At 53.5% G+C, this 16597-nt stretch carries 10 protein-coding genes; 6 read left to right on the top strand and 4 right to left on the bottom strand.

Translation table 11 applies throughout. The features are described from left to right. Positions 1-135 precede the first annotated feature (135 nt). The 3 genes from arsC to rarD form a co-directional block, all read right to left on the bottom strand. Positions 136-492 carry an arsenate reductase (glutaredoxin) gene (gene arsC, locus LOC67_RS22380; RefSeq protein WP_230265041.1) on the bottom strand — a complete coding sequence of 119 codons (357 nt, stop codon included), beginning with the start codon at positions 490-492 and terminating at the stop codon, positions 136-138. A gap of 184 nt (positions 493-676) precedes the next feature. Next, positions 677-1366 carry a DUF1919 domain-containing protein gene (locus tag LOC67_RS22375; RefSeq protein ID WP_230265040.1) on the bottom strand — a complete coding sequence of 230 codons (690 nt, stop codon included), beginning with the start codon at positions 1364-1366 and terminating at the stop codon, positions 677-679. 285 nt (positions 1367-1651) lie between these two features. Then, positions 1652-2578 carry an EamA family transporter RarD gene (gene rarD, locus LOC67_RS22370; RefSeq protein ID WP_230265039.1) on the bottom strand — a complete coding sequence of 309 codons (927 nt, stop codon included), beginning with the start codon at positions 2576-2578 and terminating at the stop codon, positions 1652-1654. Between the two features lie 171 nt (positions 2579-2749). On the opposite strand from rarD, the gene LOC67_RS22365 reads away from it, so the two are divergent. The 6 genes from LOC67_RS22365 to bshB1 are packed head-to-tail and all read left to right on the top strand — an operon-like array spanning position 2750 to position 16043. Continuing rightward, positions 2750-3658 (top strand): DUF58 domain-containing protein, encoded by a 909-nt coding sequence (locus LOC67_RS22365; protein WP_230265038.1) that lies wholly within the window; start codon positions 2750-2752, stop codon positions 3656-3658. Next, positions 3655-5913: a BatA domain-containing protein gene (locus LOC67_RS22360; protein WP_230265037.1), complete on the top strand. Its 2259-nt coding sequence runs from the start codon at positions 3655-3657 to the stop codon at positions 5911-5913. The genes LOC67_RS22365 and LOC67_RS22360 overlap by 4 nt, the downstream gene beginning before the upstream one ends. After that, a complete protein-coding gene (locus LOC67_RS22355; RefSeq protein WP_230265036.1) occupies positions 5910-8279 on the top strand; it encodes a hypothetical protein in 2370 nt (789 codons plus the stop codon). Before LOC67_RS22360 ends, LOC67_RS22355 begins: the two co-directional genes overlap by 4 nt. Before the next feature lie 23 nt (positions 8280-8302). Then, a complete protein-coding gene (locus LOC67_RS22350; RefSeq protein ID WP_230265035.1) occupies positions 8303-14185 on the top strand; it encodes a hypothetical protein in 5883 nt (1960 codons plus the stop codon). Beyond that, complete coding sequence (locus LOC67_RS22345) at positions 14182-15312, top strand: prenyltransferase/squalene oxidase repeat-containing protein (RefSeq protein WP_230265034.1); 1131 nt, start codon at positions 14182-14184, stop codon at positions 15310-15312. The genes LOC67_RS22350 and LOC67_RS22345 overlap by 4 nt, the downstream gene beginning before the upstream one ends. After that, a complete protein-coding gene (gene bshB1 / locus LOC67_RS22340) occupies positions 15309-16043 on the top strand; it encodes a bacillithiol biosynthesis deacetylase BshB1 (protein ID WP_230265033.1) in 735 nt (244 codons plus the stop codon). The genes LOC67_RS22345 and bshB1 overlap by 4 nt, the downstream gene beginning before the upstream one ends. On the opposite strand, the gene LOC67_RS22335 is transcribed toward bshB1, so the two are convergent. Continuing rightward, complete coding sequence (locus LOC67_RS22335; RefSeq protein WP_230265032.1) at positions 16040-16243, bottom strand: hypothetical protein; 204 nt, start codon at positions 16241-16243, stop codon at positions 16040-16042. The two genes, bshB1 and LOC67_RS22335, sit on opposite strands and share 4 nt — an antisense overlap. Positions 16244-16597 lie beyond the last annotated feature (354 nt).

The raw sequence follows: 16597 nt of genomic DNA, 5'->3' as shown, positions 1-16597 counted from the left end.
CCGAATATAGTCACTCGAACACCACCGATGTGCACTGCCCATTTCTGCAATGCGATTCACAGCTGCAGTTTGAAATAGCTTGAGCCGACCATCGCAAATCATCAAACTTCGCATGCCCGAACTCGGAAAGCCATGCTAACCATCTGAATCGAGTAGCTCGACTATCTTCTCGATCGGTCGACCGATTGCGGCGTGTTCGTTGTGAATGACAATCGGACGTTCGATCAACTTTGGATTTTCGACCATGATTTCAATCCACTTTTTGTCGGACAATTTCTGGTCTTCCAGCTGTAACTCTTTGAAAAGCTTTTCCTTTCGCCGAACGAGATCGGCTGGCTTGATGCCCAACATCTTCACAACTTGCTTCAGTTCTTTGGCCGATGGCGGATCGTCCAAGTAGCGTACTTCTTGGAATTCGATGTCTCTGCTGCGGAGCAACTCGACAGCCTCGCGAGATTTGCTGCAACGGGGATTGTGAAAGATCTTTGTCATCCGATCAGCTATTCGTTTGTGATTTCAATTCGGGTCATTCGACCTGCGAATGGTACTCTAATCCGAATGCTTCAAAAATCCCCTACGAACGCCAGACCCTGCAGACAAAAATCAATGTGACTCGATCGAAAGATTCACTTCCCGTCGCAGTGGTGGTTATGAGCACTGGCAAGCAAGAATCTGTCTATGAATTCTTGATCCGTCGTCGCAATCGACCCGGCGAAGACGGGTCCAGCAGAAGTGAGTTTGCCAATCGATAACTGATTTGGTTTCGAACCTGTCCCGTGCGAATCCATTGGAAGACATCGAAGTATCGCCGTGACTGATTGAACATGGATGCACCGTCGATGATCCAGTCTTCGATTAGTACTCCGTTGTAGATCCCGGATGATGGAACCCTAACGGTAGGCGAATAAAGCGCAACAGCATGCTCCAACCGAAGTTGGTTCCAACGCTCGGTATCGGATTCGGTGTATCCGTCCTTTCCGAAATCAATTTTGACCAACAAATGATTCCAATCGATTCGGCTGATCCGTCGACTGAACTTATCACGCGCCTCGTCTTCGGAGTGGTAATGCATGAAATGCAACGGAATACCGGCAAACGTCGCGACCGGATACGCTTCGTCGCTGTCAATGAATGTCAGGGTCTCGGTTCGCTTCGCCAAGATCGCTTCGACAAAATCAAGGTAGCCAGATGGCTCGACAAAAAGCCCCACAGTCGGTGTCGTGTAAGGAAGCTTTAGCTGCCGATAGATCTGGCCTCCCCAACAGTCATCACTGATGATACTGAACGAATCAGGGAGCAACTTTCGTGAATAGTAATGCGCAAGAGCTTCGCGTCGTTTCAGCAGTGATTTTGCAAGTGTTTGCATGGCCGTGATAAGACGTGAAAAGCGGCGAGCTGTACGAGAGCAATACGAACCCGATTGGACAGGCGTGAACCGATGCGGCCCACCGGCTCATCATAGCGCGATCGACCGTTGAGGCGAGTCATGATTCTTTGAACAAAGAATCTGATCCGCAATCGATCCATTTAGGGCTCGCAACATCACGCAATCCGCCGACCGCGGAGCCGACTCTTGGGTTTCTCGCCTTAGGCTTTGTGCGAGTCCAAAAGTCGACGCTCGTACGTTTTAGCTAGGACTGAAACGGTAAGATCAGCGGCCGTATGTTCCAAGGATTGCGCTGCTAGGAGCTGGCTGTGGTTTCCTCTTGTACAGAAAGATAGCAACACCAGTCCAAACGAATGCAAAACCGATCAGTCGCTGAAGGCTTACCGATTCGCCAAAATACGCGACACCCACGATAAACTGCAGCGTGGGCCCGACGTATTGCAAAACACCAATGATCGACAAGGGCACTCGCTGGGTTGCCGCTGAAAAGAGGGCGAGAGGAAGTAGCGTCAACAGCCCGCCCAAAATCAGTAGGCAATCGGTCCCCAAACTGATATTCCCGAATGTCGCATCGCCAGTGGATTGCAACCAACCGAGATAAAAGATAGTCGGGACGATCAAGACAATCGTTTCCAATAACAGGCCGTACAAAACGTCCAGTCCGGCTTTCTTTTTCAGCAGTGCGTATCCGGCAAACGAAGACGCCATGATCAACGACACCCAAGGAATCTCGCCGGTGCCGACTGCCATGATGGTCACGCCAACGGTTGCGAATCCAATCGCGACCCATCGCGATGTCCGCAGGGTTTCCCCCAGAACGATCACGCCCAACAAGACGTTGAAAAGGGGGTTGATATAGTACCCCAATGACGACAGCAGAACTTGGTCGTGAGTCACCGCCCATAAAAATGCCAACCAATTGATCGCGATTAGCACTGCCGATGCGGAGTACAACGCCCAGGTTTTCCAGCGAAAAATGTTCGCCAGCAGCTCTTTGCGAATATCCTGATTGACCGTGAAAAACCGGATCGCGGCGATCACAACCGAGAAAGCAAATGCCCAGGCAATTCGGTGCGAGACCAGCTCAACGGCCGGCATGTGCCGCAAGAATGCCCAGTAAATCGGGAATAGCCCCCAAATTACGTTGGCAGTAATCGCGAACAAAAAGCCGAGCTGTGTAGGATTCAACATGCGTGCTCCCCGACGGGAGGGGACAAACGAGAACTAGCGGGATGCAAAATTGCTTACAATGAACGGGAATACCATGCCGGGCTAACAAGCTGACAATGAAACTGCGATCTTTCTGGCATTCACCTACCCTCCCTGCTTCCCACTTTCCAAACCTGTCGCACCATTTCGCCAATGCGAATACTGGACTTTGTAAAACCGAAAGAACTTTCGCGGGTTGCACGACTTCAAATGCTGGCACGTGATGTCGTTGAAGGCTACTGCAGCGGAAGACACCGTTCACCCCACAAAGGGTTCAGTGTCGAATTCAAAGAGCATCGCCAATATGTTCAAGGTGACGAGCTAAAGAACATCGACTGGAAGGTCTACGGCAAAAGCGATCGACTGTACATCCGCCAATACGAAGAAGAAACCAATCTTCGATGCACCATCTTGGTCGATCAAAGCGGGTCAATGGAATACGGCGGAACTCGAAGTGTTGATGGATTAACCAAGCGAGATTATGCGGTCCGACTTTCTGCCGCTATCGCCTACTTTTTGCTAGGCCAGCAAGACCCTGTCGGACTGATCACATTTGATAACGACGTCCGACAACTCGTTCCGCTACGAAGTCGACCCTCGCACCTTCGCGCGATATTAACGGGATTGTTAGCGAACCATGATCGACGCGAAACGGATTTAGGCAGTGTGTTCCGCAAAGTCGTTCCCAAACTGGGACGCCGAGGACTCGTTGCGATCCTTTCCGACTCGATGGGTGATATCGACTCGCTATCGCGATCACTTGCACAGTTTCGTGCGGCGGGACACGAAGTCATTTTCTTTCAGATCTTGGATCCCGATGAAGTTGACTTTCCATTCAGCGGTCGCATCCAGTTCAAAGATCTTGAACAATCATCGCCCGAACAAACCGTTGACGCATCTGTGCTGGCCGACGCGTATCGGAAACGTCTTGAGGAACACAACAGCCAATTAAAAGAGGCATGTCGCCGCAGTCGTGTCGACCTGGTACCGATTCAAACGGACCAATCCTTCGTCGATGTTTTGCACGAATACGTCGCGGCAAGACGGAGGATGTCTCGATGAATCTGTTGAACGGAATCTTAGCCTTCGGCGCATTAGCATTCTCGATCCCGTTGGTCATTCATCTCTTTTTTCGAAGCAGGTTTAAGACATTGGACTGGGGGGCGATGCACCTGCTCGACAATGTGATTCGGGTCAATCGCCGAAGGATGCAAGTGACCAATCTGTTGTTGCTTTTGATCCGCTGCCTGATCCCGGTGTTGCTAGCCCTCTGTTTGGCTCGACCGGTTTGGACGGGACTTAAAGCCCTTGCGGGTGATGCCCCCAAGACGCTGATCATCGCACTGGACGATTCACGAAGCATGTCACTGACAGCCACGGGAGGATCTCCCCTGATCGAATCAGCGAAAGAAGAATTGCGCAAGGTGCTCGGTGAGCTATCGAGGCGGGACGAAGTGATGTTGGTCCGTTCGTCACGAGTATCCGCGATCGCGCCAAAAATGGGTGTCGCTGAAGCTGTCAACAAACTGCGTGGCGTCAAAGCGATCGGCGGCCCCGTATCGATCGGTCAATTGCTTGATGCCGCAGTCGTCGCATCACAAGACGCTTCGTACCCTCGGCGGCAAATTTTGTTGGTCAGTGATTTTCAGGAACACACGATTGACGTTTCGACGCTGGAAATGGCCCAGCGTCTGGCGACCGAAGTTCAATCAGGAACCGATTCGGCAAACGAAACGATCTTCGATTTTCTCGAATTGACACCTCAATGGGCCGAACTGAACAACGTGTCTATTGATGCTGTTGAAGTCGTCTCGCCCGTTGTCGTTCGCGAGCGGTCAGGCGTCTATTCGGCGACGATCCGCAACTCCGGCGAGGTACCAGCCAACGATGTCCGGCTGACTTGGTCAATCGACGGACAACCGTTGGATCCGCGTACGATTTCTATTGACGCAAAGAGCAGTGTGACGAACCGATTGACACAGACCATCGATCAGCCCGGCATTCATCAAGTGACGGCAATGATCGATCGGGTCGACATGTTGATCGACGACAATCGACGCAGCACACTCGTCGAAGTCATGCCAGAGATCAATGTGCTGATTGTTGATGGAAAACCAAGCCGCCGTTCTCTCGAAGGGCATGCGGACTATCTTGCGATCGCACTGAGCCCATTCGCATTCGGAGGTGACGACCGTCCCGATCCGATTCGCTCGACAACGATCCCATTACGCCGGCTTCATGAAATGATGTCCGAGTCAGCACCGGACGTCGTCGCGTTAACCAATGTCGATCGACTGAGCGATACGGATCAATCTCGCCTGGCCGACTTCGTCAATCAAGGCGGCTCGTTGATCGTATTTGATGGTCCAGACGTTGTTACCGAAACATACAATCGTGACTGGATCGGAAAGACTGCAACGCTTCATTTTCCTGCACAGCTTGATAGCACCTTAGAAGCAGCGTTGGACGAAAACGGCCAACCGGTCGATCAGTTCTCGATTGATAACCCAAGTCGCCAATACGAACCGTGGACGATTTTTTCCGGTGACGGCAACCCTTTTTCGGATGTGGACGTTTATGCGTTTCGCCAGCTGACGCTGGATCCCACCACCGAGTCCGACACCTTTGCAAACCGCCGCGTGCTCATGCAAACCACTGACGGAAAAGCGTTGGCCGTTTCGGCCCAGGTCGGTGAAGGCAACGTTGTCCAGTTCGCATTGACGGCCAACAATCAGTGGAGCAACCTTCCGCTTCGCCCGATCTTTTTGCCTCTGATCGGCCAAATGGTCTTAGACCTTGCCGGCAAACAGACCGACGCGACATCCTCTGTTGGATTGCCGCTTGTGATCCCACAGTCACAGTTTGAAGCCACAGACCAATCGCTTGATCCCGCGTCTTACACCTGGATTGTCAAATCGCCATCAGGCGAACGCGAAATCTCGCCACCGTCGAATGGTCAACCGGTACGTTTTACCGAGACTTACCAAGAAGGGCTGTACTCTGTCGGACGCCGCGAGAAACAGTCATCGACGCAAGGCGATCCCCACACGACGAGTGTCCTTCGATTGGTCACTGTCGATTCGATTGAGTCCAACTTGATCGGAGCCGGATCTCAGCAAGTTGCCCGATTGAGAGAGACACTGGGTGCTGCGTCATTTGACAACGCTGACGCTTTACAGGCAGCCGATCGATCACGATCGTTTGGTCGTGAAATCTGGCGATGGTTGTGGGCTGTGCTTTTGGTCGCCTTGGTCGGCGAATTGTGGCTTCAACAAAACCTGCTCGCCAAACGACGAACGGCAGGAGGCCTACGATGATCTTCCCAGTCCTATTCCCGCTTCGCTTTGCAGGGGATCTGCCGGTCTGGCTGGTCCTGGCCTTGGTCGCCGTTTCTGTCGTCACCGTTTTGTTTCTGTATCAACGTGAAACCAAAACGCTTCAAACGCCCTACTCGTGGCTATTGCCCAGTTTGCGTGCGACTGCGGTTGCGTTGGTGGTGCTGATTCTGGCTGGCCCGATTTGGCATCGTCGCCAGGTGATCGGGACACTAGGCCGAGTCGTTTTCGCTGTCGATACGTCACAGAGTATGTCGCTTAGTGACAGTCAGTCGCCTGATGGTCCTGCCAACCGCTTGCGTCGAGCGAGTGACTATTTAGTCGGAACGCCGAGTGAACCGGGCTGGCTGGAACAAATGAAGCAAACACACGCCGTGGACGTGATCGCTTTTGATCGCGACACTGCGGTGCCGATCTGGTCTAGCGATAGTGATACGCCGCTGCCCTCGTCGCTGGACATCGCAGCAAACGGAACCGGAACAGACTTATCGAGTCCCTTGGTTTCCGTTTTGTCGTCGCTAAACCTAAATTCGGGAGACGAGGCACCAGACACAACCACCGAAACCGATTCGGTACGCCGATCAGCCCTCGTTATCCTAAGCGATGGCCAAGACAACGCGCGTTCAAGCGGACAACGCTCGCCCAGTTCGATTGCCAAGCAACTTTCTATTGGTGGAACGAACGTCGTAACCATGGGTTTCGGTTCGGTCGATGAGCCCGATGATGTCGGTATCGTCGAAGTTCTCAAGCCAGAATCGGTCGCGCGAGCCGGTCGGCTTGCTGGCGAAATCGTGCTCAAACAATTTGGCGAGGAAGGCACACCGATCAAACTGAAGATCGAATCCGAAGGGGAAGTCGTTTGGCAGAAAGATCTGCTGATCGACACCGATACGACTCGCCCCGTCCCATTCGAAATCGATGTGCAGCCGATACTTCAGAGGCTTCAACAACGACTGCCTCGCGGGATCGAACGGACGAACGAAGTGCTACAGTTCACCGCGTCGATTGAGACTTCGGGTCGCGACTATTCCGATAAGAATAACGCAACGGAATTCCGTGTGACCGCGTCAACACGCGATCGAAAGATTCTGATTCTCGACGGTTCAAGTCGCTGGGAAACACGGTATCTAAAGAATCTGTTCGTTCGCGATCCTGCGTGGAAGGCCAATGTGATTGTCTTTGGTCCCGGCACACAAAACCCCACGCTACCTCGCGGTGAACAGGACGACCAATTTCCCGATAGCGATACCGGCTTATCAAACTACGATGCCGTACTTATCGGTGAAATCGACCCATCGATTTTCACGTCGGAGGATCGCGGAAGGCTGATTCGTTACGTTGCCGGTGGCGGAGGACTAATTGTCATCGAAGGTCGGTTCGGAAAGCTTCGCACGCTGGCGCAAACCGAACTTGGTGAATTGATGCCGGTGCGATACATCGGATCCAGCCAAACCAATCAGCCCACAGGAGTCCGTCCAACATCGGCGGGTCTTGAGCAACCGGCTTTGGCGCTTGTCGACGGCGTCGAAAACTTAGGTCAGTTTTGGATGCAGCTGCCGTCGCCCAGTTGGACGATGAATGTCGAGCTTGCCGACGGCGCCGAATCTTGGGCCGAGGCAGTGCTTCGTGGCGGACGCACCACACCTTGGTTGGCGACACGAATGTATGGCTCGGGCCGAGTCTTTTATTGTGGTTCCGACCAAACCTGGCGTTGGCGATACAAGGTTGCGGATCGATTCCATGCGAGATTTTGGAATCAGTTAGTTGTCGCCGCAATGGAGCCTCCTTACTCGGCGAGCGATCAATTCGTTTCACTCGGTACCGACAAGGTCGAATACGCCGCCGGTTCTGCCGTTGAGGTCCGCGCGCGTCTGCGAGACGGCCGCGGCAATCCAGTATCCGACTCCACCGTCGATGCGATGGTGATGCGAAATGGCGTCGTCATCGCCACCGTTCCGATGTCCGTCGATCAGCCGCAACGGGGAACTTATCGCGGGACGATCCTATCCCTTCCCGCAGATGAGTACTCGATTCGAATCCGAGCCAGCGGCTTTGACGAGTCGGCACTGCTAGCATCGACACCGGTTTGGATCAATGAAAGCCGCAGCGCGGAGATGCAGCGGATGAGCCTAGACGAATCGTCGCTTCGAGAGATCGCTTCGTCCGGAGGCGGTGAATATTTTCATGAATCCGATTCGGGCCAAATTCTTGATTTACTAAAACCGCTGTCCAGTGGAACGATCATCGAAACGGACACGGTGTTGTGGCAATCCTACTTTTGGTTTTGTCCCATCATTCTGCTGTTAGCGATCGAATGGTGGTGTCGAAAGCGGGCGGGCTTGGTATAGGCAAGACCTAGCGAGAAAGAATCATGTCAACGACAAGCGATCAATTCTTCAATACTGCGGCACAGCAAACCAGCGATCTGGATCCGGCCACCAGGCGAAGCCTCGGCCAGTTTAGACGTCGGCGAAGCTTGCTTTTGGTGCTGCGTGGTATCGGTGTCGCACTGCTGACGTTTGTCTTGTCGGCGCTCACCGTCGCGATGTTGGATTTTCTGTTCTTCATTAACGATCCCCTGCGCTGGGCGCTCGCAGTCGGCGTGTACGTAGCGACCGGAGCGGTCGTGTGGTTTGCAGCAATTCGGCCCCTGAGACAAACCGATGATCTGCACTTGGCCAAGCATCTCGACTCGATGTCTCCGACATTGCGTGAAGACTTAGTTTCCGCAGTTGAACTATCCGATCCGCGTCACGCCAACGGCTCACCCTATTTCCAACGGGTCTTGCAATCACGCGTGGGCAAGCGGATTGCCGCCGTCCAGGTAGCTCAGTTGTTACCACTAAAACTGGTACGACGATGGCTGGTCAGTGGCTTCATTGTCGTCGGAGTATGCAGCCTGTTGATGCTGGTCCCATCGGCGCAATTCGGCCGACGTTTGGCTCGTGCCGCGCTGCCTGGATTTTCGATCGAACGCGCGTCTCGGACCAAAGTCACGATTGTGCAACCCGACCCGCCGACGAAGTATGTCGCTCAGGGAGACGCGGTCGCGGTCGTCGTTAGCGTTTTGGACTACGGAGATTCCGAAGTCCTACTGCAGTGGCAAGACCTGGATGGAAACGAAGTTGAAAGCGCGATGACGCCGCGGCTGAACCCCAGCGATTTTCGACCATCCGGAGGAAGCGAAACAGACGAAGACAGCGATGCGATTCCACTCGATTCTGCGGATGATTCAGCAGTCTCCGCCGAACAACCTACTGGAGACACCTTTGCGGCTAATCTTTCCGTCGGGTCGACTCCCCTTCGGTATCGAATCCTCGCCGGTGATGCCATCACTTCGTGGCATCGTTTGACGCCTTTGCCAAGACCAAAGGTCGTACTTTTCGAAAAGCTCTATCGTCTGCCGGAATATGCACAGCTGAACGATCGCAGCGCGGAAGAAGAACACGGTGATCTGAAGGCACTGCAAGGGACGACGGCCGAGGTCACTGTGACATTTGACCAACCCGTCGAAACCGCGGCCATCCGATATGGAGTTCGCGGCAGTCAAAGCCTGATGGAACCGGTCAACGAGGACGGAACGAAATTCAAAGCTTCCGTTTCGATCAAAACATCGGGACAATATCAAGTCGAAGCGACTAGTGCTCAAAGCGGCCTAGACAACCCATTCGCCCCCATGAACATGATCGTTCCGGTCTTGGACCTAAGCCCGATCGTGCAGTGGGACAAAAGCATTCAAATGAGCCAAATGGTTTCCTCCCTGGATGTCTTAGAAATGAAGGCCAAGGTCATCGACGATTTGCCGATCAGTCAAATCGAACAGGAGATCACGATCAACGGCGGAGTGCTAAAAAGCTATGCGTTGCCGATCGACATTCCCGCTCGGCAACACGATTTGCAATGGTCGTGGGATCTGCTTCATCGCTTGGGTGAAACGTCACCGAACGATCAATTGAAAGCCGGTGATCTCGTCCGCACTCGGTTGGTGGCTGTCGATCGGAAGGGCAATCGGTCGACGTCACCGATTATCGAACTGTTGATCGCCGGCGATGGCTTTGATGCGGACCGACATCAGTTCCTCGAAGACTTGGCCCTTCAAAGCGAATCGTTGTTGAAGTGGGCCGAGGCGACTCAAACGTTGTCTGATAGCGTTCGCGAGTTCGCTAAAGACGATCAGCTGGACGCCATCGCTGAAGAACGGAAAAAGTGGTCTGAGCTGCAAAAAGACTCCGTCGAATTGGTAAAACAAATTCGGCAAACATTAGCAGTGACGGGTAACGAAGGCAGCGCTGCGATTACAGAGTTGTCCGGGCGTGTTGTCATTGATATTGAAACGACATTGGACCAAGCGTTTCACGAACTGGCGTTTTTAGACGATCATCACGAAGAGGCGTTCACTTCCAATCGAAAACGCTCCCTTTCCGAACTCGCCTCCGCAGCTGGCAGTGCGAAAAACCAGAGTCAACGGTTAGCAGAATTCACACAACAACGTTTCGCGGCTGCTTTTTTGTCAGCCATGTACGCGGATGTGAATATGCTTCGGCAAAACGTCGCAAAGCTTTCCGAAAACTTGCCTTCGGAGCGTTTGCCCCGGTACTTGGTCCTGATTGCCGGTCAATTAAAAGAGATTGATCGTCTGTTGGCAAAATACGAGACGCAGCTGCCAACGCGGACCGCACAGCATCTGATCGGAGATCGCTGGTCCAGATGGTCCGAGCGATGGGTTTTGCAACTGGAAACCCTCGTCGAAGAGCGAGCAGAACGAGATCAAATCGAAGCGGTCGTTGAATCTCTTTTGCGCGAAGTAGAAAGTCGGCCCCAAGACGTGATGGATCACGGGATCCACGACCACTTGGTGCGGTTGGAACGAGACATGTTACGCGAAGTTGGATTTTTGACGACCGAAACCAACTCTTTGCGAGATCGCGGACGGCAATGGGAGCGTTCCGTCAAATCGGAAAAAGAAGAAAAGGACGCCAACAAAGCCGCACTTGCCGCAATCGAAACCCGCTGGCATCAATTGCGTTTTACGACACAGCTCAATCGGCTCCTCGTTCGGTCGGCCGGATGGGAAAGCCTCTGTCGCCATAAGCAGCGTTCAGATCTTGACCTTGCGTCCGATCTTGGGCTCTATAGTCGAGCGATTAAAAACGTCACCGAATCCGGTTTCCAACCTTACAAAGAAGAATCGCCAGAAGAGGTTTTCAACGCGATCGCGAAAGCGATCCGAATATTGGAATCGACAGGTGAGCTTCGCAACACGGCAAAAGCCATCTTGGCAATCCGCGATGGTGAGCGACAACCTGACAGTTCAGCACTTCGAAAGATCTACCACTCGATTTGGATGAAGTATCAAAATGTCCGACTTGAACTCGCGTTGATCTACCTTCGGGATGCGGGGATCGACTGGGAATTCCTTGGCGACTTGGATCAGATTCGTCACAGCGACCAGTGGAGATCAGCACAAGATAAACTCGACGCTCGAATTTGGCGTAACGATCCCTTCGTTTCCGCAGCACTACCGCTCGAGGGAATTTCGCGAGGGATCGATGTTGGCGAAACCAACCTCCAGCAGTTTCAAACGGAAGCTCGTCAAACTCTGCGGAAATACGTCCAAACAATTGCCGAACAGGCCCGCGAAGCTGCCAAGCAGGCTCGCGAGGCGGCGCAGAAATCCGATGAGGCCGCCAAGTCAACTGAGCAGCAGGACCCCTCCGACGCCAAAGCTACCGACCAGGCTTTGGAATCGATCGATGAAGCCGCCGAGAAAGCGACCGAGACGGTGCAGTCATTGATCGATGAAGCCAACACTGCAACGATCACCGATGAACAGCAACGTCAGCGGGCTCGCGATGCGGATGCGGCTGCAGAAATGATCGCTGAAGCTTTGCGAGAGACAAAACAAACGGCGAAACAAGCCGAAAACGCATCCACTGACCAACAACGTCAGCGGGCCATGGAACAAGCTGAACAGAGTTTGTCAAAACTGGAAGACCGACTGCAACAGACCGCGGAACATTTCGAAAAGCTTGACGCGGGAGAAGATATTTCTGAATCACGCGAACAGCTCCGGCAAACTGAGCAAGAACTGCAAGCTGCACAACAGCTCCAAAACCGCTATGAACAAGCCGAACAGATGGCTCGTTCGGCTTCACAAGATCCGCGTGAATTGCTGCGTCAACTCGAAGAGGAACTGCAACGAAATGAGCCGATGCAGGAATCCTTAAGTGACATTTCCAATTCGATTGTTGATGATGCCGTCCGCAGCCTGCGCCAATCCGCAGACCAAGAAAGGCAACTGCAACGTTCACTTGAACAGGACGACGATGCATTCAGTGAACAGAAACAGCAACAGCGGATGCTGCTTGAAGAGTTTATCCAACGCGCCGAAACCTTGCGGGATCGAACGCTACCGACCGCCCAATCTGCAGCCGGCTGGGGCAATGATGCCGATGGCCGACAACTCCTTGAAGACGCTCGTCAGCAAGTCGACCAGGCAATCAAATCGACCGAGCAGGCTCGACGCGGCGATTCGACGCTTTCCGAATTGCAGCAAGCGGCAAGTCAGATGCAAGAACAACTTCGTGAAGCTCACCGCACGGTCGACAAAGCTTCCAAGCAACTGGGACGCTCCGCCGAACGAGATCTCCACCAGTCGGATGATGCCAGAGATCGAGCGGCTGCCAATATGCGACAAAATGAAAATCGACTTCGCAATCAAGAATTGAACGCACTCAATCAGCAACGCAATCGATGGAATTCAAATGAAACGCAAGCCAATCAACGCATTAATCGTGCTCAACAAACGATCCGAGAATCCACCGAATCAATCAAACGTGAACAGGAACGTTTAAAGAACGAACCTGACAATCAATGGCGAAAGGACGAAATTGCAAAGCAACAGGATCGTCTCGCCGAAGCTGAGCGGACTGAAGAGCAAGCGAAGACCACGAAGCAACTCGCTCGTGACCGCCGAGAAGACGCCAATCGCCGCGCCAACGATATCAATGACACCAAGGCCAACGATCTAGAAAAGGCAAACCCGGCCTCCGAGTTGGGGCAAAAGCTTGCCGAAAACGTTGGGCAACGGCTCGAAAATATCGCTCGCGAACTCGATCAAATGTCTCAGCAATCACAATTTGCAGATGACTTACGCGCAAGCCGTGACCATGCCAGACATAGTGGCGACCGACAAGACGCCGTTTCGCGAGACGTACAACAGGCGGCTGACAATTTGATGCGAGCCTCAAGACACGAAAAACGGCTCGAGCGTGAAGCGATCGCGTCTCAGTTGGCCGAAGCGGCAAAACGCACCGAAATGCAACCGGCGCAGTCTTCAAAATCCGCCGGCGACCTCTTGGACAAAACCCAACAAGATGATTCGGTTTCACCGCAGGCGAGCGAAGCGATCAGTCAAGCGTCGGAGCAGATCGATGAGCAAGCGGATCGGCTGACCGAACAGTTTCAATCCGCATCCAACCAAGCCCCGGCAGACAGTTCATCCGCGAATTCCGATTCACAAGCTTCGGAACAAATGAATCAGCAGCCTCTGCCTAGTGCCGATGCGACACGCCAACCGAATATGTCGCCCAGCCAAAACCAGAACTCACCGGCAGACGGAAACAGTTCCGACAGTCAATCTCGGCCGACAGCATTCGACCAGGCTAGCCCCGAACAAATGGCTCAGACGCTGGATGAATTGGATCGCTCACTTTCAGGATCGTCTGAAAATCAATCTGCCAACCAAGGTCAGCAGGACAGCCAGAACGGACAGGCTGGCAATCCGAGCGAAGGGATGCAGCAAAGTTCTGGACAACCGAGCGGTAGCAGTTCGCAGGCTAACGGAGCAAGTCAAGGCGACCAAGCCGGTCAGCAGTCAGACGCTTCATCTGCCGGGAATGCTGCTCAAGCGTCGCCAACCCTGGCCCAGATGCTTGACGCACAACTGCAGGCAGCAGCCAAACAGCGAATGCAAAGTCTTGCGCAAGCTCAATCAGGTCAGCAAGGTGACCAATCACAAGGATCAAAGCAGTCGTCCAACCCGGTCTCGGAAGCCGGCAGCGGCGAGCCGCCAAACGGCAGCAACCAAGTCGGCGATGTTGATATTGTCGACGGCGATTGGGGAGACCTTCGCGAACAAGGGGTCGAGAACGCCAACCAAGGCCGAAAGACACGTATCCCGAGAGGTTACGCGGCAGAAGTGAAAGCGTACTTCAAAGCGATCAGTAAACGCTCGGCGGAGACGAAAGAATGAGTGGTATTCAGCGGCGAAATCTCTTGGCCGCGATAACAGGCGGATTTGCAGCCGGTGCCGGTGGGCTCATTCCTTGGCACGTTGGTAGCGCAGTCGCACAAGAAGACCTTTCCGTCGACAACTTGTATGTCAACGATCAACTTGACGATGCCTGCAACCGCGCGGTCGAGTACTTGATCAGCAATCAACGTACGGGCAGTCATATTGCGGCGGGATCGATTACCGACCGAGGACACGAAGTCGCTCTGACAGCACTCGCCATTATGGCAATGGCCGCGGTGGGAACGGAGCCATCTGAGCCGACGCGTAACGGCCGCGCGATGCGTGCCGCAATCGATTTCGTTTTACGTGCTCACCATCAAACCGACTCCGGCTACCTGGGACAGCACGACGGATCACGGATGTACGGCCACGGCATCGCGACACTGATGCTGACTGAAATGCTAGGCATGGGCGCCACCGTTGAACAGAACAATGCCATCCATGACCGACTGGAACATGCCATTCGACTGATCCTTGCATCACAGGCAGTTCCCAAAGCTCGTCGATTGCAAGGTGGTTGGCGATACACGCCGGGATCTCCGGAAAGCGATCTGTCGGTATCGATTTGGCAGCTGATGGCTTTGCGATCAGCGAAGAACGATGGATTGGATGTTCCTGCCGAGGCGATCGAGAGCGCGCTTGAATACCTACGAAATTCGTTCACCGGGCGTTTCAGTGGACAGGGCTCCGGAAGCGGTGGTTTCAGCTACACCCCCGGACAAACGCATCCCTCGTTTACGATGACCGCTGCGGGTTTGTTGGCCATGCAGGTGTGCGGAGAATACGACGCCAAAGAAGTTGCGGCGGCGGCAAACTGGTTGTTGCAAAACGAACCCAAGGTTAGTGAGCGATACCTATTCTATGGGCTGTACTATTACGCCCAAGGAATGTATCAAGCTGGTGGCAAGTTTAACGAAGAAGCGAGAAAGGTCGTCGCGTCTTTGCTGCTGCCGCGACAAAGACGTGATGGGTCTTGGATGTCCCCCAGCGGCGAAGAACGAAACGTCGGCATGGTCTATTCGACGTCACTCGCGATTTTGTCGCTATCGGTACGCTATCACTACCTCCCGATTTACCAACGATGAAGATTCACACCGACGGACCGGAAACCATTGAACCGATCGAGCCATTGGACATGCTCGTGGTCGCGCCTCATCCCGATGACGCGGAGCTGGGAATGGGGGGAACGATTGCGAAGATGGTTGATCAAGGGATGCGAGTTGGGATTTTGGATCTTACCACCGGTGAGCCCACTCCTCACGGCAGCGAAGAGATTCGACGAGCTGAAACGTTGCGAGCCACAGAGATCCTTCGACCAACATGGCGCGGCAATGCAGGTTTAACCAATCGCGAATTGGTGCACACCATCGAAAACCGAAAACATGTGGCCAGCTATTTTCGCATGCTTCGCCCACGTTGGATCTTTGCACCATTCTTTCACGACGCCCACCCCGATCATGTTGCGGCGACGGAGATGATCGAAGCCGCTCGTTTCTATTCGAAGCTTTCCAAGTCAGACATGCCTGGCGAGCGATTCCATCCCGAGCGTTTGTACTACTACTTCTGTATCCATCTTCGCTTAGCTGTTCAGCCGAATTGGATTGTTGACATCAGTGAGACGTTCGAACGCAAGCTCGCATCGATCATGGCGTACGAAAGTCAATTCATCACTGGCCGTCCGACAGATCCGCCAACAATGATGGACCGACTGACAACGGACGCCGGCTACTTCGGAAACCTAATCGCCCGACGATACGGCGAACCCTTTGCCACCAAGGAACCTCTGGCGATTCGCTCACTACGCGATTTGATCTAGCGATTGCCGATCATCTTGGGGACGATCGGATTCGATGAGGGAACGCTGTCAGCTAAAAGCTTTGCTGGTATCCTTCGACGAGACTTCAGCTGAATGGCCAAATTAATCTCGTTTGCCGAATGACGTTTGGCAGGTTGGTTTTCAGACGACCGCAGTCGTTTCTTCGTCGCGTTCAGGATCGTTTGTAGCAAGCGATCCACCCAAGTACTGAATGGTCCACTGACAAGTACAGTGTGCTTCTGTGACCCTGCTGTAGGTTCCCCCCATGATTGGAGAAACCCGCCGCTGTTTACATGAACGCGCTGTGATACTTCGGGTGTGCAAAGCGTGTCGTCAGTTGTTCGACACTCGGTTCTACCGCCAGACTGCGACAGTGAATGTCACTAGACGTCTCCAAGTAAGGGAAGTCCAACCGGTGAATCGAGTCGCTCCTTTCAAATGTCGTGGTACCGACGCGGCGTTCAGGGCGAACACTGATAAATGCGTCGGCGATTGGCGCGATCAATACTCGGTCTCACATTCTGATGCTGTATCAGTAGCTTGCAGACTTTGAA

Origin of the sequence: Stieleria sp. JC731 (assembly GCF_020966635.1) — a bacterium.
Taxonomy (GTDB): Bacteria; Planctomycetota; Planctomycetia; order Pirellulales; family Pirellulaceae; genus Stieleria.
This window is presented reverse-complemented; position numbering and strand designations above follow the sequence as displayed.

Coding starts and splice junctions, on each gene's coding strand:
- arsC (WP_230265041.1), bottom strand. CDS start 492: ATGACAAAGATCTTTCACAATCCCCGTTGCAGCAAATCTCGCGAGGCT.
- LOC67_RS22375 (WP_230265040.1), bottom strand. CDS start 1,366: ATGCAAACACTTGCAAAATCACTGCTGAAACGACGCGAAGCTCTTGCG.
- rarD (WP_230265039.1), bottom strand. CDS start 2,578: ATGTTGAATCCTACACAGCTCGGCTTTTTGTTCGCGATTACTGCCAAC.
- LOC67_RS22365 (WP_230265038.1), top strand. CDS start 2,750: ATGCGAATACTGGACTTTGTAAAACCGAAAGAACTTTCGCGGGTTGCA.
- LOC67_RS22360 (WP_230265037.1), top strand. CDS start 3,655: ATGAATCTGTTGAACGGAATCTTAGCCTTCGGCGCATTAGCATTCTCG.
- LOC67_RS22355 (WP_230265036.1), top strand. CDS start 5,910: ATGATCTTCCCAGTCCTATTCCCGCTTCGCTTTGCAGGGGATCTGCCG.
- LOC67_RS22350 (WP_230265035.1), top strand. CDS start 8,303: ATGTCAACGACAAGCGATCAATTCTTCAATACTGCGGCACAGCAAACC.
- LOC67_RS22345 (WP_230265034.1), top strand. CDS start 14,182: ATGAGTGGTATTCAGCGGCGAAATCTCTTGGCCGCGATAACAGGCGGA.
- bshB1 (WP_230265033.1), top strand. CDS start 15,309: ATGAAGATTCACACCGACGGACCGGAAACCATTGAACCGATCGAGCCA.